The organism is Desulfotomaculum sp. OF05-3, from assembly GCF_003435535.1.
Classification (GTDB): Bacteria; Bacillota; Clostridia; order Lachnospirales; family Lachnospiraceae; genus Pilosibacter; species Pilosibacter fragilis.
In genome coordinates, this window is record NZ_QWGO01000007.1 from 55,378 (window position 1) to 75,016 (window position 19,639).

15 protein-coding genes are annotated in these 19,639 nt (G+C 45.4%); 12 read left to right on the forward strand and 3 right to left on the reverse strand.

All coding sequences use genetic code 11. The annotated features are described in order from the left end of the window. Positions 1-4 precede the first annotated feature (4 nt). Both DXA87_RS05675 and DXA87_RS05680 read right to left on the reverse strand, forming a co-directional pair. Positions 5-1,162, reverse strand: coding sequence for an amidohydrolase (locus DXA87_RS05675; RefSeq protein ID WP_117503510.1), 1,158 nt, complete (start codon positions 1,160-1,162; stop codon positions 5-7). Then, the gene (locus tag DXA87_RS05680) at positions 1,140-2,321 is read right to left on the reverse strand and encodes an amidohydrolase (protein ID WP_117503511.1); all 1,182 of its coding nucleotides are present in this window, start codon (positions 2,319-2,321) and stop codon (positions 1,140-1,142) included. Before DXA87_RS05680 ends, DXA87_RS05675 begins: the two co-directional genes overlap by 23 nt. A 206-nt stretch (positions 2,322-2,527) precedes the next feature. Here DXA87_RS05680 and DXA87_RS05685 point away from each other — a divergent pair, with 206 nt between their 5' ends. The 6 genes from DXA87_RS05685 (at position 2,528) to DXA87_RS05715 (ending at position 11,353) form a co-directional block, all read left to right on the forward strand. Then, positions 2,528-4,492 carry a sigma 54-interacting transcriptional regulator gene (locus DXA87_RS05685; protein WP_158553030.1) on the forward strand — a complete coding sequence of 655 codons (1,965 nt, stop codon included), beginning with the start codon at positions 2,528-2,530 and terminating at the stop codon, positions 4,490-4,492. Positions 4,493-5,294: 802 nt separating this feature from the next. Continuing rightward, a complete protein-coding gene (locus DXA87_RS05695; protein ID WP_117503514.1) occupies positions 5,295-7,088 on the forward strand; it encodes an ABC transporter substrate-binding protein in 1,794 nt (597 codons plus the stop codon). A gap of 146 nt (positions 7,089-7,234) precedes the next feature. Beyond that, positions 7,235-8,185 carry an ABC transporter permease gene (locus DXA87_RS05700; RefSeq protein ID WP_117503515.1) on the forward strand — a complete coding sequence of 317 codons (951 nt, stop codon included), beginning with the start codon at positions 7,235-7,237 and terminating at the stop codon, positions 8,183-8,185. Further along, on the forward strand, positions 8,185-9,333 hold the full coding sequence (locus DXA87_RS05705; protein ID WP_117503516.1) for an ABC transporter permease: 1,149 nt from the start codon (positions 8,185-8,187) through the stop codon (positions 9,331-9,333). The genes DXA87_RS05700 and DXA87_RS05705 overlap by 1 nt, the downstream gene beginning before the upstream one ends. A gap of 18 nt (positions 9,334-9,351) precedes the next feature. Continuing rightward, a complete protein-coding gene (locus DXA87_RS05710; RefSeq protein WP_117503517.1) occupies positions 9,352-10,392 on the forward strand; it encodes an ABC transporter ATP-binding protein in 1,041 nt (346 codons plus the stop codon). Between the two features lie 55 nt (positions 10,393-10,447). After that, complete coding sequence (locus tag DXA87_RS05715) at positions 10,448-11,353, forward strand: oligopeptide/dipeptide ABC transporter ATP-binding protein (RefSeq protein ID WP_117503543.1); 906 nt, start codon at positions 10,448-10,450, stop codon at positions 11,351-11,353. Positions 11,354-11,453: 100 nt separating this feature from the next. Here the strand turns inward: DXA87_RS05715 and DXA87_RS05720 are convergent, their stop codons facing one another. Beyond that, positions 11,454-12,467, reverse strand: a complete 1,014-nt coding sequence (locus DXA87_RS05720) for an asparaginase (RefSeq protein ID WP_117503518.1) — start codon at positions 12,465-12,467, stop codon at positions 11,454-11,456. Positions 12,468-12,591: 124 nt separating this feature from the next. On the opposite strand from DXA87_RS05720, the gene DXA87_RS05725 reads away from it, so the two are divergent. The 6 genes from DXA87_RS05725 to DXA87_RS05750 all read left to right on the forward strand — a co-directional run bounded on the left by DXA87_RS05725 (position 12,592) and on the right by DXA87_RS05750 (position 19,577). After that, the gene (locus DXA87_RS05725; RefSeq protein ID WP_117503544.1) at positions 12,592-12,771 is read left to right on the forward strand and encodes a DUF4250 domain-containing protein; all 180 of its coding nucleotides are present in this window, start codon (positions 12,592-12,594) and stop codon (positions 12,769-12,771) included. 113 nt (positions 12,772-12,884) lie between these two features. Continuing rightward, on the forward strand, positions 12,885-13,430 hold the full coding sequence (locus tag DXA87_RS05730; RefSeq protein ID WP_117503519.1) for a hypothetical protein: 546 nt from the start codon (positions 12,885-12,887) through the stop codon (positions 13,428-13,430). Positions 13,431-13,631: 201 nt separating this feature from the next. After that, positions 13,632-14,375, forward strand: coding sequence for a lysophospholipid acyltransferase family protein (locus DXA87_RS05735; protein ID WP_117503520.1), 744 nt, complete (start codon positions 13,632-13,634; stop codon positions 14,373-14,375). A 128-nt stretch (positions 14,376-14,503) separates the two neighbouring features. Further along, positions 14,504-15,640 (forward strand): prephenate dehydratase, encoded by a 1,137-nt coding sequence (pheA, locus tag DXA87_RS05740; protein ID WP_117503521.1) that lies wholly within the window; start codon positions 14,504-14,506, stop codon positions 15,638-15,640. 120 nt (positions 15,641-15,760) lie between these two features. Then, positions 15,761-17,326: an exopolyphosphatase gene (locus tag DXA87_RS05745; RefSeq protein WP_015553583.1), complete on the forward strand. Its 1,566-nt coding sequence runs from the start codon at positions 15,761-15,763 to the stop codon at positions 17,324-17,326. Between the two features lie 46 nt (positions 17,327-17,372). Further along, positions 17,373-19,577, forward strand: a complete 2,205-nt coding sequence (locus tag DXA87_RS05750; protein WP_117470793.1) for an RNA degradosome polyphosphate kinase — start codon at positions 17,373-17,375, stop codon at positions 19,575-19,577. Positions 19,578-19,639 lie beyond the last annotated feature (62 nt).

Here is a 19,639-nt window from a genome sequence, read left to right on the forward strand (position 1 = left end):
TGGATTATTTTTGATATACAACTTTTCCTTCGATCAAAACGGTGGAAGCGGAAGAATAGTAGTCTAACGGATAGCCGTCCCAGATCACAATGTCTGCATCCTTTCCCGGCTCCAGACTTCCGACTCTCTGATCGAGTCCGCAGACACGGGCAGCGTTGATGGTGGCTGATTCCAGGGCAGTTAAGGCAGTGAGCCCTTTTTTATACATGAGAGTAAGATGAATAGCGGAAAGCTCGATATTCATTTTTGGATGAGCAGTGGATGATGCAAATGGGATGCCGTGTTCCTCCAGAACAGATCCGACGATCGGATCACGGTTCCGATTTTCACTGCTCTTTGATCCGTAGGAGGGACCGACGACGCACGAAACATTGTGCTTTTTCAGAAGATCCGGAATCAACCAGCTTTCTGTGCAGTCCTCCAAGGTATAATGCAGTCCGAATTCCTCGGCAATCCGGATCGCAGTAGCCATATCATAACTGCGTTTTGCCGTGATCTTTACCGGCATACCGTCAAAGACACGCATGAGGGAGTGGAGCTTCATGTCAAATTTCGGTGGCTTTTTGGAAGGATCCGTTTCGGCAAGCTTCCAGCTTGTATGATAATTTTTTGCTTTCATTAGTGCTTCACGGATCAAAGCTGCGGTGGCAAGACGAGTCTTTGGTGATCGTTTTCCGGAATATGTTGTTTTGACTTCATCCGTCAGACTCATATGAAAAGCAAGTTCCGGCACGATCGTGAGGTCGGAAACTGTTTTTCCCGCAGTTTTGATCGCGGCGCAGGTTCCGCCAATCAGATTGGCATCTCCCGGACAGACAACTGCGGTGGTAACACCGCCGGCAAGCGCCATTTGAAAACCTTCGTCGGCAGGGTTGATCGCGTCTAATGTGCGAAGCTGTGGGAGGATTGGATCGGAGGTTTCGTTCGAATCGTCGCCTTCAAAACGATAGATCTGTTCCCGCACGCCCAGTTGGCAATGAGGTTCTACAAATCCCGGTGTCACATAGTGACCGCAGGCATCGATGCTGACATGTCCAACATTGTACTTACTGACTGCATTGTCGCAGATATCAAGGATTTTTCCGTCTTCTATAACCAGATCTTTCTTTTCTTCGTAGATTCCGGCCATATTGATGAGATTACAGTTTTTGATAATCAACATTGCTTTCCCCCGCCTTTCTACTGTATATGATTTCACCGTCCACGATAACGATACCGGCCTGGCTCATGGTTGCCAATGGATCTACATTCCAGATGACCACATCAGCATCTTTTCCCGGTTCCAGGCTTCCGACTCTGGAATCAATATCGGTAATGATTGCGTTATTGATGGTGAGGCACTTGAGAGCCATCTCTCTGGAAAGTCCATTCTTGATATAGAGAGCAGCCTGCAGAAGCTGACCTTCAATGGGAACGACAGGGGCATCTGTGATGAGTCCGAAGGTGACACCGGCTTCTTCAAGAATCCGTCCGGCTTCAAAGGTTTTATGCCTTGTTTCAAATTTTCCTTTTCCTCCGACCGTAGGACCGAGGAGGCATTGGACATGATTTTTTACAAGCTCATCGACGATCAGATAGCCATCCGTACAGTGATCGATCGAATAACGAAGACCAAATTCGTTTGCGATACGGATCGCTGTTTGAATATCGTCTGCCTGATGTGCATGGATCTTTACGCGCATGCCGTCAAAAACGCGCATAAGGGAATGCATATGAAAATCAAACGGAAAATCAGGATCATTTCCATGTTCTTTATAGTTCTTATGGTATTCCTTTGCCTTGAAAAGCTGTTCCCGCATAATGGCAGCATTCATCATCCGTGTTTTTGGTGCTTTGTCACGCTTGCCGTAATTGACCTTTGGATTTTCTCCCAGAGCCATTTTCATGCAGATCTCCTGAGATATGACACGTGAATCCGGATCTTTTCCGGCTGTCTTTATAGCAGTAAAGGTTCCGCCGATGATATTAGAGCTTCCTGGTCCGGTAACAACGGTTGTGACACCATGACGAACGGCAACATCAAAGGTAACGTCATTCCATTTTAAAGCGTCAATGCCGCGGAGCCCCGGAAGTGCCGGATCCGTATTCTCATTTCCGTCCACTTCCGCAGGGCTGTTGATTCCCAGAAGTCCGATATGACAGTGGGCATCAATGAGTCCCGGCGTTACCAGTCTTCCTGCCGCGTCAATGACTTTACAATCTGCAGGAACAGCTCCAACTGTTCCGATCTGGGATATTTTCCCGTTTTCAATTAAAATATCGCCAGTCTGTTCATAGATTCCGGCCATGGTGATGAGTTTTCCATTCTTAATGAGTAACAATTGCAGTTCGTCTCCTTTCTATTGTAAAATGCATCAGAAAAAGTGTTTTTCAATTATTATTGTACAATTCAAGAAATACACTGTCAAAGCAAAAAGTATTATGATGAATATATAAAAAATCTGATTCATAATTTCCTGTGATTAGGTTGTTTGAAAATTAAATGGGAGGTATAATTAACCTAATAATCAGTAGGGGGAAAATGCATATGAAAAAAACGATGCTGCTGGTGTCCTGCAGTCCATCTACCAATGTAGGACTCCGCTCTTATTTGACTCAAATATTTGGCCGTTATATCCAACTGGAAGCGCGTCTTGCTGATGATGTTACGTCAGAAATAATGGAACAGTTTGATTTGGTATTGTTTGCGTCCAAGGGGGCAGCGAGAAGAGCAGAGTCAAAGCTGACCCCGAAGATTCATTTCCTGATTTGTATCAGAACCTTCAATTTTACGTATTTGCATAAGATCCTTTCGATCCCGCCGAGTTCGCAGGTATATCTGATCAATGATACAGAGAGAACGACGAAAGGGGCGATACATCTTTTAAATACATATGGCTTTTCACAATATCATTTTATTCCGTATTATCCGGGATGCGGTGAACCTGATTATTCGATCCAGTATGCAGTGACATTAGGAGAAGAACGGTATGTACCGAGATATATTCCGCATGTGATCGACATCGGGATCCGGGTGGTGGATGTATCTACGATCGCAGAGATCGCATCATTCTTTAACCTTTCTATGAGCATCGCGGACGTGGTGACGCAGAATTATCTGAATCAATTTGTCCAACTGCTTAAAATGTCGAATCATCAGGTTCGACAGACAACAAACTTAAATTTTATCACACAGAGTATCATCAACAACATTGATATCGGTATTTGTATGTTGAATGAGAAAAATATCATGATTATGGTCAATGATCCGTTTGTGGAAGAACTTGAGATCCATAAACCGCATCTGATCGGTGTATCGCTTTTGGAGGTCCTGCCGGAGTTTGAGGAAATATTGAAAAAATATCCGGATCAGGAGAGCCTGACGGCAGAGCTTGTCCGGCATGGAAATAAAAAGGTGACGATAACACTGCGAAAATTTCGGGATACGAATCATGAGGATCTGACTCTGATCCATTTAGGAAGAAGGCAGATTTCGGAACATAATGGCGGAGCGGAGGATCATAAAGCAGGGAAAGAGGCAGGAAATGGGAATCCAGAACAGGAAATGGAGACATGGTATCAGTTTCGCGATTACCGATCTCAAAATAGCCAGGTCCTTCATATGATAGAAACAGCCCGAAGAATTTCGCTGACTGATTACCGGGTGCTGATCCAGGGAGAGACGGGGACCGGAAAAGAGGTTCTGGCTCAGGCGATCCACAGCAATTCAAAACGCTGCAGAGGCGCTTTTATTAAGCTGAATCTGTCAGCGCTTAATGTGGCGCAGGTGGCAAGGGAACTGGATCTGTCAGAGAGGGATTGTGTGTTGAAACGTGCCTGCGGCGGAACGCTTTATCTGGATGGCATCCATAATCTGACGGAACCTCTTCAGAGAAAGATTCTTGGGCTTTTGGATTCATCCGTCAATATTCGGTTGATTGCCTCTGCAGACCGGGATCTTTATGAGATGAGTCGTAACGGACAATTTTTAAAGGAACTGTTTTATCGCATCAATGAAGTATCCCTGGCAACGCTGCCGGTGCGAAAAAGACCGGAAGATATTCCGCTATTATTTGAATATTTTTTAAGGAATGTATATAATAATCCGTCCTTATCCTGGAAAGAACTGTTCAGTGACGGACTCTGGAAGTTTTTAATGAGCTACAACTGGCCTGGAAACGGAAAAGAAATCGAGAACTTATGTAAATATTTCTTCTGTGTCAAAGCAGATGCAAAACTGACGGAAGGAGATCTACCGGCGTATATTCTTTCTCAGGTGCATGAAAATGCAAAGGACCTGTCCCCGCTGGAACGGCAGATCTTGATCTGCTTAAGTCAGAATCCGAAAATAGGAAGAGTCACCTTGCTTCATATGGTTCAGGAGAACGGCATGGATGTAAGCGAAGGAAAGATAAGAAGCACGATCCACAGCATGGCGGAGCAGGGATTGGTCCATACAAATCGCACCAAAGGAGGATGTGAGATCACCGGAAAGGGAGAGACATATTTGTAAGAGTTTATGATCAGTACATAAAGAAACATACTTTGATTAGGTTGATTTGTTAAGAAAAAATGATGCAAATCAACCTAATCAATTTTTTTGACAAAAAAATGAACCCAAAGGTCTGAAAGTACTGGAAAAAACTTGTCAGCTATATTCTGAAAAGATATAATGAACACAGAAATGAACTTAAAACAAACAGAAAATTAAAAAAATACACAACAATTCACAAAAAAGAAGAAAGCAGACAAACTTTACTAAAGCGTAAAGAATGTAAGGAACAACGATATAATCAGATAGAAACTTCCGGCAAGAACAGCTCCGATACAGGAGGATGCAGGTTTTTGTGAATGCAGGTATTCGTAATAGGAACCAAGCTTCTGAGTGGAATCTGGAGCAATCATTTCATTTTCTTTTTCGAATTTTTCATGGTGTTTGCCGTATTTAAAAAGTTTTCGATGACTATAAATAAACAGATCAAAGGTTCCGAGATTTTTAGCGAATCGGAAACCTCCAAAAATAAGCGGAGGGAGGCTGGAGAGAAAGAACGAGTTAATCAGCCGATTCAAAAAAAATGAATTATGGCTGAATAACAAATAGAGGATTCCAAAGCAGCCTCCGATCAGGAGATGCTTGAAAAAGCTTTTTCGGAACAATGAAGACATAAGAAACCATCCTTTCACTGATTTGATGTCATGCATATGGATTTTATTATAACGGGATCTATATAAATGTCAACAGATGAGAAATTCTAAACGAAAAAAAGAATATCGAAAGCTTGTTTGAAAAATATGAAACAAAAGGAGGAAACAAGATGAGAAAGAGGACAATTGCAGCGTTGTTAGCATGTACAATGGTGCTTGGTACAATAACCGGGTGTAGCAGTGAACCGAAAAATCCTGAAGATTCCGACACAGAAGCTGTTCAGGTATCGACAGAGGCTGCTACAACAACATCAGCAGGTCCAAAGATATTTAATGATTATATGACGTCAGATGTTGATACTTTAAACAGCCATATTTATACATTAAGTGTCAGCTCAGATATTATCAGTCCGAGCACACTCCTTCTATACCGCCTTTATCCGACGGAAGACGGAAAAAGTTCAGACTATGTCCCGGAGCTTGCAGAAAGTAAACCGGAACAGCTGGATGAGGAAGGAAAAGTATGGCAGATTAAGATTCGCGAAAATGCAAAATGGGAAAACGGAGACCCGATTACAGTTGATGATGTGATTTATTCGTTTAAGATGTGTCTGGATCCGCTTATGGTAAATAGCCGTGCTTCTCAGCTTGCAAGCGACTACATCACAATCACAAAAGCTACAGAATATTCACTTCAGGGGACTGAGAATAAGGTTTCCTGGGATGAAGTGGGAATTAAGAGAAATGGTGATTATCTTCTTGGACTTGAACTGGATGCCCCGGTTACGGAAGCAGATGTCCGAAGCCATTTCCACTATGTATGGACTAATCTGGTACATAAGCCAACTTATGAAGCAGGAATGAACGCGGATCGAACAAAGACCTCATATGGTTCCACAAAAGATACTTATATGAGCTGTGGTGCTTACATTTTAACAGATTGGGTTCCTGGCTCTGTCTTTAAAATGAAGAGAAATCCAGATTATGTTCTTTCTGATATGATCAAGCTGGATGAGTATGTTTATAAAGTAGTAGCAGACAAAAATACTGCTCTTGAGCTTTATCTGAACGGTGAGATGGATGAAGTTACATTAAGCCCGGAGGCAATCGAACAGTATGTAGATGATCCGAGTATTAAGACGGGACCTGCAAAAGCCATTCAGGTAATTTCGATCAACCATGGAAATACCAATAATAATGGAATTCTTGGAAATGTAAATTTCAGAAAAGCATTGTTCTATGCAGTGGATCGTCAGAGCATTGCCAAAATGACAAACGGTATTCCGGCAAACTACCTCGTACCGAGTAAATGCCTTGGTCTTGATGGAAAAACATATCGTGAAATGTCGGAGGCACAGGAATATCTGGCAGACAATTTCGGATATGATCCGAAACTTGCAAAAGAGTATTACGATAAGGCGATGGCAGAGTGCGGTATCAGCAATCTGACTTTGACGTTACAGTACAATGAGACAAGTGCCAATAACAAAGCAGCATCTGAGTTTTTACACAAAACATTTCCGGAGATTTTTGGTGACAGTTTTACACTAGAATTGATGGCTGCTCCAAGTGGCGTTTTGAATTCCTATATTAAGGGATGGAAAAACGGTGATCCGAACAGCTATGAGCTTCAGTGGAGAGGCTGGAACACAAGTACAGAGGCTCCATGGAATGGACTTAAGGTTTATACCAGTATGTATTCAAACAAGAATGAGCCGTATTATAACGATGAGGTGGATGCGCTTTGGGAAAAAGCAAACTATGATCTGGAAGCAAAGAAGGATCCGGCATATCGTCTGGAGCTTGCGAGAGAAATTGAACAGATTATTTTAGATGAAGTCGCAGCATGTCCGGTATATGAAGCTCCGAACTACTATCTGATCAATCCGAAGGTGATCCTTCCGTCGGATGAATATATTCCAGGTTATGGATTTGGCTTTACGATCAGTGATAAAGAAGTATAACCGATAAGGAAACTGAATGGTTCTACAACATGCAGCCTGCCGGATCTTGCGTGCCGGCAGGCTGCTTTTTTATAACAGAAGATCCGATCACTGAAAGGAATGAATGAATCTTGCCGAAATAACAACGGAAACTCGGAGGGAATGATATGACAAAATACATTATACAGCGAATTCTGGCGATGCTGGTGACTCTGTTTATTATTGTTACCATAGGATTTATGGTAATCCGGTTAATGCCAGGCGGAATTTTTGATGATGCTGTCGATATGACATATGAGCAGAGAGAAGCGCTGGAAGCAAAATATAATCTGGATAAGCCAATACCTGTTCAGTACGCACTATTTCTCAAAGGACTTGTGCTGGAGGGTGATTGGGGAACCTCATTAAAAATGTATGTAAATGTTCCGGTATGGGAAGTGATCAAAACAAAAATTCCGGTTACTCTTTATATTAACTTTTTTTCATTGATCATATCACTTCCGTTAGGAATTATCCTGGGAATTGTGGCAGCGGTCAGGAAAAATACAATGACAGACTATCTGATCTCATTTTTAGTCGTTATATTTATTTCAGTACCATCCTTTATTTTCGCTACGTTGCTCCAGTATTTTGTGGCATTTAAAGCAGGTCTGTTCCCAATCATTTTTGATGCGACAGTTGTTGGCTTGGATAAATTTTATTGTCTGGCACTTCCGATTCTGGCGTTGTCCCTTGGACCGATCGCCCGTGTGACCAGATATCTGAGAGCAGAGTTAGCAGAAACGATCAATTCGGATTTTATGCTTTTAGCTAAGACAAAGGGTCTAACAGAACGTAAGGCAACGATCAACCATGGAATTCGAAATTCCATGCTTCCGCTTATGAATATCATTGTTCCGATGTTTACCAGTATTATGGGAGGAAGTCTTGTAATTGAAACGATCTTTTCAATACCGGGAATGGGTGGCATTATGGTAAAATCCATCAATGCACCGGACTACACCGTAACACTGGCAGCCCTGATCTTTTATTCCGTAGTGTCACTTGTTACCGTATTGATCGTGGATCTTTCCTATGGCATTGTTGATCCACGCGTGAGGATGGGAGGGAAGAAATAATGACAAAGTTTTATTCTTCCGATGAAGCGGAATATAAAATTGATAAAACGGAATTTGAATTTGTTCAGTTAAAAGAAGATATTGCAGATGAAACATTTCAGGATAAAGCGATTGGATTCTTTAAAGATGCGATGATGCGTTTCTGTAGAAGTAAGGTTTCAATTATTGCTTTTATTGGAATTATCGTTATTTTATGTATGGCAATCGTTATGCCAATGACTAGTCGGTGGGGATACAATGATCAGGATCTGAATCGGATCAATCTGCCGCCTAAAATGCCGGTTCTGGAAAATGTCGGGATTCTGGATGGAACACGTTGGCTGACAAAACGCCGGGTGGATAGCCTAAATGATACGACCCGTTATCCGGAAGGATGTATTTTAAAGGTGATCAATCACCGAAACGTACAGGGTGTGGAGATGTGTGACATAAAGGTGGATTATTATAAGTACAGCGGTCTGGAAGACGGTACATATTTTTGGATGGGTACCGATTATCTTGGTCGTGATTTGTGGGTGCGAATGTGGCGCGGTGCCAGGGTTTCTTTGGCAATTGCATTTATCTCCGTGATCTGTAATGTTTTTATTGGTATCGTGTATGGTTCAATCGCCGGATATTACGGTGGAAAGATCGATATGATCATGATGCGTCTGACAGAGATCATCGGTTCGTTCCCGGAAATTGTCGTTGTAACATTATTTATCCTGTTTTTCGGAACTGGTATTCTATCAATTATTCTTTGTCTTGTGGTGCAGAACTGGATCGGTACAGCCAGAATGATCCGTTCCCAGTTTTATCGATATAAAGGAAGTGAATATGTACTTGCGGCCAGAACTCTTGGTGTTAAAGATATGGCATTGATCTTCCGTCACATTTTGCCAAACTCCATTGGTCCGATCATTACTCGTGCCATGATTGCGATCCCTGGTGCGATCTTTACAGAGTCGTTTCTGGCATACATTGGACTTGGTATTCGTGCACCGGAGAGTTCTATTGGAGTTTTGTTGTCTCAGGGACAGAAGGTCATGCAGCAGTATCCGAATCAGGTATTTTTCCCGGCAATTGTAATTTCTATATTAATGATCGCGTTTAATATGCTGTCTAATGGTCTGCGTGATGCGTTTGATCCGACTCAGCGTGGTGCATAAGGAAAGGAGAGAAATCATATGGAACCTATTTTAAGTGTAAAAGATCTTTCAGTTTCCTTTAATGCATTTGCTGGAAAGGTCCATGCAGTTCGTGATGTGAGCTTTGACCTGATGAAGGGAGAAACACTGGCGATTGTAGGAGAATCAGGCTCTGGAAAATCAGTTACAATTAAGGCAATCCTTGGGATCCTTGCAAAAAATGGTCATATTGATAGTGGCTCGATCATGTATCAGGGCGAAGATATGGCAAAATATAAAGAAAAAGATTTTTATAAGATCAGGGGAAAAAGAATTTCTCTGGTATTCCAGGATCCGCTGTCCGCTCTGAATCCAATCATGAAGATAGGGAAACAGATTACAGAGGCATTGGTTTTAAGTGGTTCTATAGAGAAATCAAAGGCAAAGCAGAGAGCAATCGAGCTGATGGAGGCAGTAGGAATTCCAAATGCAGCAGAGCGCTATGAAGCATATCCGTTCCAGTTTTCCGGTGGCATGAGACAGCGTATCGTGATTGCGATCGCGCTAGCCTGTAATCCAGAGATCCTAATCTGTGATGAGCCAACGACCGCACTTGATGTGACGATTCAGGCACGCATTTTGGAATTGATTGAGGATATGAAACGGGAACGTGATTTATCGGTCGTTTTTATTACTCATGATTTAGGTGTTGTTGCCAATATTGCAGATCGCGTATGCGTGATGTATGCAGGACGGATCGTGGAAGTGGGAACGTGTGAGGATATCTTTTATCGTCCGGCACATCCGTATACATGGGCTCTGTTATCGGCGATGCCGGATCTCCATACGGAAGAAACATTATACGCGATTCCAGGTGCTCCGCCGAACATGCTTTATCCGCCAAAGGGAGATGCGTTTGCAGCAAGAAATAAATATGCGATGAAGATCGACTTTGACAAGGAACCGCCGTATTTTAGAATTTCTGATACTCATTACGCATCTACGTGGCTTTTACATCCAGATGCACCCAAAGTTGAGATGCCGGATATTTTAAAACACCGCATCGCCAGAATGATGGAGGAGGCAGAACGTGGAGAATAAAAAGACAACTTTAGCAGAGGGTCAAGATCATATTCTGGATGTGGAACATCTGAGTATGTATTTTACAACAAAAAATAAAGGAAAAAAATCAACTGTGAAAGCAGTTGATGATGTATCCTTTTATGTAAAGCGTGGTGAGACATTTGGTCTCGTTGGAGAATCCGGTTGCGGAAAAACAACGACGGGACGAACGATCATCCGCCTTTATGATCCAACTGGAGGCACTGTAAAATTTAACGACAGAGAAATTTCCGGAAAAATGAATAAGGAACTTCATCAGTATATTACAGATAATATTGCAATGATCTTTCAAGATCCGATTGCCTCTTTAAACCCAAGAATGACAGTTCAGGAAATTATTGCAGAAGGACTAAAGATCCGTGGCGTAAAGGATCCGGAAGAACTGCGCACAAGAGTGATCCGAATGCTGGAGCATGTGGGACTTCAGGCAGAGCATGCGTCTCGATATCCGCATGAGTTCTCTGGTGGTCAGCGTCAGCGTATTGGTATAGCGAGAGCGTTGATTGTGGAACCGCAGATGGTGATTGCCGATGAACCTGTATCGGCTCTTGATGTGTCTGTTCAGGCCCAGGTCATCAATCTGTTAAACAAATTGAAAGGAGAAATGGGGCTGACGATCCTGTTCATTGCTCATAACCTTTCGGTTGTCAAGTATTTCTCTAACCGGATTGGTGTCATGTATTTCGGAAAACTGGTCGAAATGGCAGATTCAGAGGAATTGTTTAAAAATCCTTTGCATCCGTATACAAAAGCGCTGCTTTCGGCGATCCCAGAACCAGATCCTCGAAAGGAGAAAAAACGTGTTAAGCTACATTATGATCCGGAGATGCATCACTATAGTGAATCCAATCTTCCATTTTATCATGAAGTAAGTCCGGGGCATACCATATACTGTTCGGATGAAGAATTTGATGAATACAGAAAAGAGTGGAAACCATAATCACGATCCGCTTTTTGCATAAAGAAACGGGGCTGTCACAGTGGCAATGTAATTGCCGGGCGACAGCCCCGTTTTGTGGATCCTGACAGATCGGATCCGGTTATCTTCGTCCGGTATTCCAAAGAATATCGTGGTTGATCGTTTGGTAGAACATCTCGCGGACCTTGTCATGGTCTTTGGTCTGACCGAGGATCCACATCAGCTTTGTCACGGTCGCTTCTAACGTCATATCGTAGGATTCAATGAGACCAAAAGCATTTTTGATCTTTTGACCGACTTCATAGACGGACATATTACTGCCCTCCTGCGTTACCTGCGTGGTCATCACGACGATCTTTCCCATGGAGATCCATTTTTCGATCGAGCTGTAGAAGTCTCCGGATTCATAGGACGGAAGTCCGCCGACACCGAAGGATTCGATCACAACAGCGTCGTAATGTTCCGCCATGTAATCAAGCAGGCTGGAGTCCATTGATGGGATCAGCTTTAAGAGGCTGACCTGGCTGTCCATTTCATGGTAGAAGCGGACGCCCTCACGATCCTGCCATTTATCATCAATATAATATAGAATATGCTCGTCCTGGATCACGGCCAGATACGGGAAATTAATGCTGGAAAAAGCATTGTAGCTCTTGCTGCGTTCCTTTTTTCCACGGGTTCCGGCAATGACCTTTCCGTCAAAGACGATGGTTACGCCATGAGCACGATCCGAAGAAGCGAAGCGCAGGCTGTCGAGAAGGTTTGTCCGTGCATCTGTCACGTCAAGATCGATCGGTTTCTGGGCACCGGTGATCACGATGGGCTTGCTGGAGTGCTGGACGAGGTAGGACATGGCGGCGGCTGTGTAGGCCATCGTGTCCGTTCCATGGCAGATCACAAAGCCGTCGTAATTGTCGTAGTTTTCTTCCAGAACCTGAGCAAGTTTCAGCCAGTGTTTCGGATGCATGTTTGTGCTGTCGATGTTTAAGACCTGCACTGTCTCCACCTCGCAGAATTTTTTCGCGTCCGGTACATAAGACAACAGTTCATCGCCGGTGAGGAGCGGTGTCAGACCATTTTCGCCGCGCTTGCAGGCAATCGTTCCCCCCGTTCCGAGCAGCAGAAGGTGTTTCATGATTTAAAAATCCCCTTTCGTTTGCAATCATCTCACATATGGTTTATAGTATAACATAGGAGGCTTCAGAAAGTAAAGACGGCGGATGGTTTGGAAAGAAAGAATCATCCGGGAAAGGGGAGAGATGGTGAATATACCGAAAGATCCGGTCATGCTGTTAAGCTATATCAACACGCAGTTGCGGGACAATTACCCGGACATGGACGAGTTGTGCAGGTCGCTTTGTCTAGACAGGAAAGACGTGGATGAGAAACTCGCGTCGATCGATTATGAGTACGATCCGGAAAAAAATCAGTATGTATAGAGTAAGCGGCCGATCCTGGCTTTCCAGGGCATGAGCCGCAGAAAAATAAAAGTGGAAAAAAGCACCGTGGAAAAGGCTGCATAGCGGATCGGAGAATCACAGATACTGGTTTCATGAACAGATGGAAGCAGAAAGACAGAAATCAGAAAATTGCAGTAAAAAAAAGCTCCGGCGGCGGATGGAGACAATGGGTCAGGAATTTTATGCTCTGCGGTCTGACGGGATGGGGACTTGAGATCCTTTTGACTTCCGTGGAAGGCTTTGCGGCTGGAGATATGAAATTCATGGGAAAGACATCAATATACATGTTCCCGATATATGGAATGGGAATCCTTTTGGGGCCCATCGGGAAATGGGTGGACAGTTGGATCGGAGACCGGGGACAGATCGCGGTAAAGGACAGGATCTTCCGACATGGGATCCTGGACATGGTCCTGATCTTTTTCGCAGAATACCTCACGGGAACATTCTTGAAAAGCCTTGGGATATGTCCATGGGATTACACAGGGCGGATGTTGAATGTCGACGGCGTGATCCGGCTGGATTTTGCCCCGTTCTGGTTCATGACAGGACTTCTCTTTGAATATCTGACAGGAGGAAAAGAGGAGATCTTTTCCGGAGATCCGGCAGCAGGAGAGTCAATGTTCAGACAGATTTGAACTGTAACGATTTTAGATGGATTCGAGGTGTATTTGAGTTGCAAATAAGAGGTTTATTTAATATAATATAAGTCATGGACCTCATCGCTGTAACTCTTTAAAGTGTATGAAAGGTAACTGTTCAATAGGCTGGCACACCTGTTGTGCTGACCGTAAGAGAGTACCTTTACTGTTAAAGAAAATATGGGAGGTTTGTTACGTATGATAAGATTATTACTTGTCCTGTTCACACTGGTGGGATTCCTGATCTTCAGCTATCCGTTCCTTGTGGCACAGGTATCACTTGGGAAAAAGGATCCCCACGCGCGGGATCTGGAGACGATCAAGGTCGTCCGGTCCGTGTTCAAGGTACTCTTAAAGCTGGCGGGGGTGACCGTGACGGTGAAGGGCGCGGAAAATATACCGGAAGACACAGCGGTCCTCTATGTTGGAAACCACAGAAGCTACTTTGATATTCTTGCGGGCTACACGACAGTTCCGACACTGCTCGGTTTCGTCGCAAAAAAGGAGATGGAAAAGATCCCACTCTTACGCACCTGGATGGTGAACGTGAACTGCCTGTTCTTAGACAGAAAGAACATCAAAGAAGGCTTAAAGACGATCCTTCAGGGAATCGAGAAGGTAAAAAACGGCGTTTCCATCTGGATTTTTCCGGAGGGAACGAGAAATCCGAACGAAGATATCACGGAGCTCCTTCCGTTTAAAGAGGGGAGCTTAAAGATTGCGGAGAAATCCGGCTGTCCGGTGATCCCGGTGGCGATGACAGGAACGGCGGAGGTACTGGAAAAACACTTCCCGTTTATCACCCCGTCCCATATTACGATCTACTACGGAAAACCGTTCTATGTAAAAGAATTGGAAGCCGAAGATCGGAAACATCCGGGCGCTTACACTAGAAATGTATTGATCAGAATGCTGAAAGAAATGCAGGAAGAAAAACAATAAGGTTTCAGGCGGATAAAATGGCTTGAAATGATATGACAGGACAAGGTTTCGGAGAGATCTGCTGAAAAAGCAAAAGAAATTTTGGGAAATACCTGGGGAGAAACGACAGAAAGCAGAGGCATAAATATATGAAAAATCTTGACTTAAAAGAATGCAGGGACAAGCTGGACGTGATCGATAAAGAGATCGTCCGTCTGTTTGAGGAGCGCATGTCCGTATGCGGAGATGTGGCGGAATATAAGATCGGAACAGGAAAAGCCGTTTACGATGCGGCGAGAGAGGCACAGAAGATCGCAGCGGTTCAGGAGCTGGCCCACAGTGAGTTCAATAAAGAGGCGGTAAAGGAGATCTTTTCCCAGTTAATGTCCGTCAGCCGCAGATACCAGTACAGCCTGTTATCCGCTCACGGTATGGGAATGGACACCGGATTTACGGAAGTGGAGACCATCGGGAAGAAGAATAAAAAGATCGTCTTCCAGGGCGTCGAGGGCGCTTACAGCCATGCCGCCGCGAAGTTATATTTCGGCGAGGACGCGGATCTTTACCATGTTCCGGAGTTCGAGGACACGATGCGCGAGGTGGAAGAGGGACGCGCTGATTATGCGGTACTTCCCATCGAGAATTCCACAGCCGGTTTCGTGATCAACAACTACGACCTGCTCTTAAAGTATAAGAATTACATAGTCGGCGAGGTCTATGTCCCGGTTGCCCATATGCTGCTCGGCGTTCCGGGAGCGGAGCTCTCCGATATCAGGACCGTTTACTCCCATGCCCAGGCTCTGGCCCAGAGCTCTGATTTCCTGTCCGCCCATAAAGACTGGAAGCAGATCGCTGTCTTAAACACGGCTGTAGCTGCAAAGAAGGTCATGGAGGAGAAGGATCCGTCCCAGGCGGCTGTCGCAAGCCGTACAGCGGGAGAACTCTATGGAATGGAGATCCTCGCAAAGGAGATCAACAACGTCAAGGGAAATACGACAAGATTCCTGATCCTCGGAAAAGAGCCGGTGTACGCAAAGACCGCCGGAAAGATCAGCGTGGCTTTCGAGATCGCCCATAAGAGCGGTTCCCTATACAACATCCTTGGAAACTTTATTTTTAATAATGTCAATATGACGATGATCGAATCCAGACCGATTCCGGAAAAGAGCTTCGAGTACCGGTTCTTCGTGGATTTCGAAGGAAATTTAAGCGATGCGGGAGTGAGAAACGCGCTGACCGGTCTTGCTGCGGAAGCTTCCGTCATGAGAATTTTAGGTAATTATTAGAGAGATACGGTCCGGGAAAATCCGGACCGATTCTTGTATCAACAGATATTTGATGCAGACGATATGGCGGACACAAAACGGGTCCGGCGATCGTCGTGCACAGAGCAAGGAGGAAAAAACATGGCAGCCCTTACATTTGCAGCCATCGATGTGGGATCCTTTGAGGTGGAGATGGGGATCTATGAGATCTCAAACCGCAACAAGATCCGAAAACTGGATCAGATCCGTCACGTCACTGCGCTGGGAAAAGATACCTACAATAACGGAAAGATCAGCTATGAGATGGTGGAGGAGCTTTGCGATGTGCTTGCGGATTTTGCAAGGATCATGAAATCCTATAAAGTCACGGAATACCGTGCCTACGCCACAAGTGCGATGCGCGAGGCGAGAAACAATAGGATCGTTCTGGATCAGATCCGTGTCCGAACCGGGATCCAGGTACGGATTATCAGCAACTCGGAACAGCGATTTCTGGGCTACAAGGCCATCGCGGTGTCCGATGACGAGTTTGATGAGAATATCCAGCAGGGAACCGCTATCGTGGACGTGGGATTCGGCAGCATGCAGATATCCATGTTTGATAAAAACCTTCTGGTGAATACGGAAAATCTGCCGTTAGGTGTTCTGAGGATCCGCGGTACTCTGGAAGAGGTCGATACGACGATGGAACAGTACCGGGAGCTTATTGATGAGATGGTGGACAATGAACTCCAGAACTATAAAAAAATGTATTTAAAGGAGCGGAAGATCAAGCATCTGATCGGGATCGGTGAGAACATCCTGTATCTGTTTCGGTACGAGGAAGACGGAAAGCCGCTTTCGAGGATCACGAGAGAGCAGTTTGAAGAGTTTTACACCCGCCTGAGCACGATGAATGAAGAGCAGATGGAGGAGCATTTCGGGGTGAACCGGGAGTACGCTTCCTTACTTATGCCATGCGCGGTGATCTATAAGAAGTTTCTTGAGATGACGGGAGCAGAGATGATCTGGATCCCCGGGGTACGGCTCTGTGACGGGATCGCGGCGGAGTTCGCGGCGGACAAGAAGCTTATAAAATTCCGGCACAATTTTGATAACGATATTATCAGCACTTCCCGTTCCATGGCAAAACGCTACCAGTGCTTAAGCCGTCACACGGAGACCGTCGAGAAATATGTGCTCCAGATCTTCGATACAATGCGGAAATACCACGGAATGGGGCAGAGAGAGCGCCTGCTTTTGCAGATCGCGGTGCTGATCCATGCCTGCGGAAAGTTTATCAGTGTCCGGAATTCCAATGAGTGCGCTTACAACATCATCATGTCCACGGAGATCATCGGTATCTCCCATTTGGAGCGGGAGATCATCGCAAATGTGGTCCGCTATAATATCCGGGATTTCGATTACAATATGGTCCGGATGGAGACAGAATTAGATGAAGTGACGGACAGCTTCAGCGGGCAGAACGAGGTCATGCTTCTGATCGCAAAGCTCACAGCAATGCTGCGTCTGGCGAATTCCATGGACCGCGGACACAGTGCGAAGCTCGCGGACTGCCGGATGACCGTGAAGGATCAGAACCTGATCATCACGACAGATTATCACGGCGATATTACGCTGGAGTCTGTTTCCTTTGAACAGAAGGCGGCGTTCTTCGAGGAGATTTTTGGAATTCGGCCGGTGCTTCGCCATAAAAAGTATGTATAGTCAGGTCTGACCGGAACCAACGCATTCAGGGAGGCGGTAAAGAAAGATGAAAAAAGAAGAAAAAAAAGACAATACACAGAAGGCCAGAAAAGGAAAAGAACAGGGAATTGAGTATTTTCAGGATCCGAAAAATTATGTAAACCGAGAGCTGAGCTGGCTGGAGTTTGACTGCCGTGTACTGGAGGAAGCCAGAGATAAGACCAACCCACTCTTTGACCGTTTAAAATTCTTAAGCATCACGGCATCAAATCTGGATGAGTTTTTCATGGTCCGCGTGGCCTCCTTAAAGGACATGGTCCATGCCGGATATAAAAAACCGGATATTGCCGGAATGACGGCTCAGGAACAGTTGGATAAGATCAGCGTCCGGACCCATGAACTGGTGGTTCAGCAGTATAATACCTACAACCGGTCCCTGCTTCCGGCACTCAGAAATAACGGATTAAATCTGATCGAGTGCCATGAGGACCTGACACCGGAACAGGGAGAGTTTGTGGACCGGTATTTCAGGGAGGAGGTTTACCCAGTACTCACCCCGATGGCGGTGGACTCCTCGAGACCGTTCCCCCTTGTCCGGAATAAATCCTTAAATATCGCGGCACTGCTGAAGAAAAAAGACGGCGATGAGGAACTGGAATTTGCCATGGTACAGGTTCCGGCGGTGCTTCCGCGGATCATAAGCCTCCCGGTGACCACCGATGAGGACCACAACGAGACACGGAATGTGATCTTTCTGGAGGAGATCATCGAGCGGAACATGCAGCAGCTGTTCTTAAACTACGATATCGTGACATCCCACCCGTTCCGAATCATGAGAAACGCCGATTTCTCCCTTGACGAGGAGGAAGCTGTGGATCTTCTCGAGGAGATCGAGAAGCAGTTAAAGCGCAGGCAGTGGGGCGAGGTCATCCGTCTGGAGATCGAGGATAAGGCGGACCAGAGACTCCTCAAGGTATTAAAACGGGAGCTGGAAGTCAACGAGGAGGACATCTTCGAGATTCCGGGCGCTCTGGATCTGACGGTCCTTATGAAGATGTACGGACTTGACGGATACGATCATTTGAAGACACCGAAATATACGCCGCAGCCGGTTCCGGCACTGATGAATGACGATGATATCTTTACGAATATCCGGAAAGGTGATATTCTTCTGATGCATCCTTACGAGACCTTTGATCCGGTTGTGGATTTTGTGAGAAGCGCGGCAAGAGATCCGGAAGTGCTGGCGATCAAGCAGACCCTCTACCGTGTCAGCGGAAATTCCCCGATCATCGCGGCCCTGGCTGCAGCGGCAGAGAATGGAAAACAGGTATCCGTACTCGTTGAGCTGAAGGCAAGATTTGATGAGGAGAACAATATTATCTGGGCAAAAAAACTTGAGAAAGCAGGCTGCCATGTGATCTATGGCCTTGTGGGCTTAAAGACCCACTCGAAAATTACCCTCGTAGTCCGGAGAGAGGAGGACGGCATCCGCAGATATGTTCACCTCGGAACCGGTAACTACAACGATTCCACCGCAAAGCTCTATACGGACTGCGGAATCATGACATGTCATCCGCTGATCGGTGAGGATGCCACAGCAGTTTTCAACATGCTTTCCGGTTATTCGGAACCCTTGAACTGGAATATGCTCTCCGTGGCACCGCTGTGGCTGAGAACAAAATTCCTGCGTCTCATTGAGCGTGAGACGAAGAATGCACGGGCAGGAAAGCCGGCTTCCATTATTGCAAAGATGAACTCTCTCTGTGATAAAGAGATCATCGCGGCCTTATATGAGGCGTCCTGCGCTGGTGTCAAGATCCATCTGGTGGTCCGTGGAATCTGCTGTCTGAAGGCAGGAATTCCGGGACTTTCCGAGAATATTGAAGTCCGCTCCATCGTCGGGGAATTTCTGGAACACGCGCGGATCTTTATCTTCGAGAATGACGGAAGCGAAGAGATATACATGGGAAGCGCCGACTGGATGCCGAGAAACCTGGACCGCCGCGTGGAGATCCTGTTCCCGGTACTGAGGGAAGAGTTGAAAGACAGGATCCGGAAGTATATGGAGCTGGAGCTTGAGGACAACTTAAAAGCCCATGTCTTACAGCCGGACGGAACATACGAGAAGCCGGACCGCCGTGGAAAACTCCCGGTGGGATCCCAGATGGCACTCTGCGAGATGGCTGTGGCTGCGGCGAAGAACGAGCGGAAGAAACATGAGCAGGAGGAGACTGCAAGAGTGTTTATTCCGATCGAGAGCGAGAATTAAGTGAGATCATAAATTGACTGACCCGCCCATAGCAAAGGCGAAAGAGAAAAAAGTTTATAAAA

Bases quoted from the DNA above. Each gene is read 5' to 3' on its own strand.
- DXA87_RS05685 (WP_158553030.1), top strand. From the start codon at position 2,528: ATGAAAAAAACGATGCTGCTGGTGTCCTGCAGTCCATCTACCAATGTA.
- DXA87_RS05705 (WP_117503516.1), top strand. From the start codon at position 8,185: ATGACAAAGTTTTATTCTTCCGATGAAGCGGAATATAAAATTGATAAA.
- DXA87_RS05675 (WP_117503510.1), bottom strand. From the start codon at position 1,162: ATGTTGATTATCAAAAACTGTAATCTCATCAATATGGCCGGAATCTAC.
- DXA87_RS05750 (WP_117470793.1), top strand. From the start codon at position 17,373: ATGAAAAAAGAAGAAAAAAAAGACAATACACAGAAGGCCAGAAAAGGA.
- DXA87_RS05715 (WP_117503543.1), top strand. From the start codon at position 10,448: ATGTATTTTACAACAAAAAATAAAGGAAAAAAATCAACTGTGAAAGCA.
- DXA87_RS05700 (WP_117503515.1), top strand. From the start codon at position 7,235: ATGACAAAATACATTATACAGCGAATTCTGGCGATGCTGGTGACTCTG.
- DXA87_RS05720 (WP_117503518.1), bottom strand. From the start codon at position 12,467: ATGAAACACCTTCTGCTGCTCGGAACGGGGGGAACGATTGCCTGCAAG.
- DXA87_RS05695 (WP_117503514.1), top strand. From the start codon at position 5,295: ATGAGAAAGAGGACAATTGCAGCGTTGTTAGCATGTACAATGGTGCTT.
- DXA87_RS05735 (WP_117503520.1), top strand. From the start codon at position 13,632: ATGATAAGATTATTACTTGTCCTGTTCACACTGGTGGGATTCCTGATC.
- DXA87_RS05730 (WP_117503519.1), top strand. From the start codon at position 12,885: ATGAACAGATGGAAGCAGAAAGACAGAAATCAGAAAATTGCAGTAAAA.
- DXA87_RS05725 (WP_117503544.1), top strand. From the start codon at position 12,592: ATGGTGAATATACCGAAAGATCCGGTCATGCTGTTAAGCTATATCAAC.
- DXA87_RS05745 (WP_015553583.1), top strand. From the start codon at position 15,761: ATGGCAGCCCTTACATTTGCAGCCATCGATGTGGGATCCTTTGAGGTG.
- pheA (WP_117503521.1), top strand. From the start codon at position 14,504: ATGAAAAATCTTGACTTAAAAGAATGCAGGGACAAGCTGGACGTGATC.
- DXA87_RS05710 (WP_117503517.1), top strand. From the start codon at position 9,352: ATGGAACCTATTTTAAGTGTAAAAGATCTTTCAGTTTCCTTTAATGCA.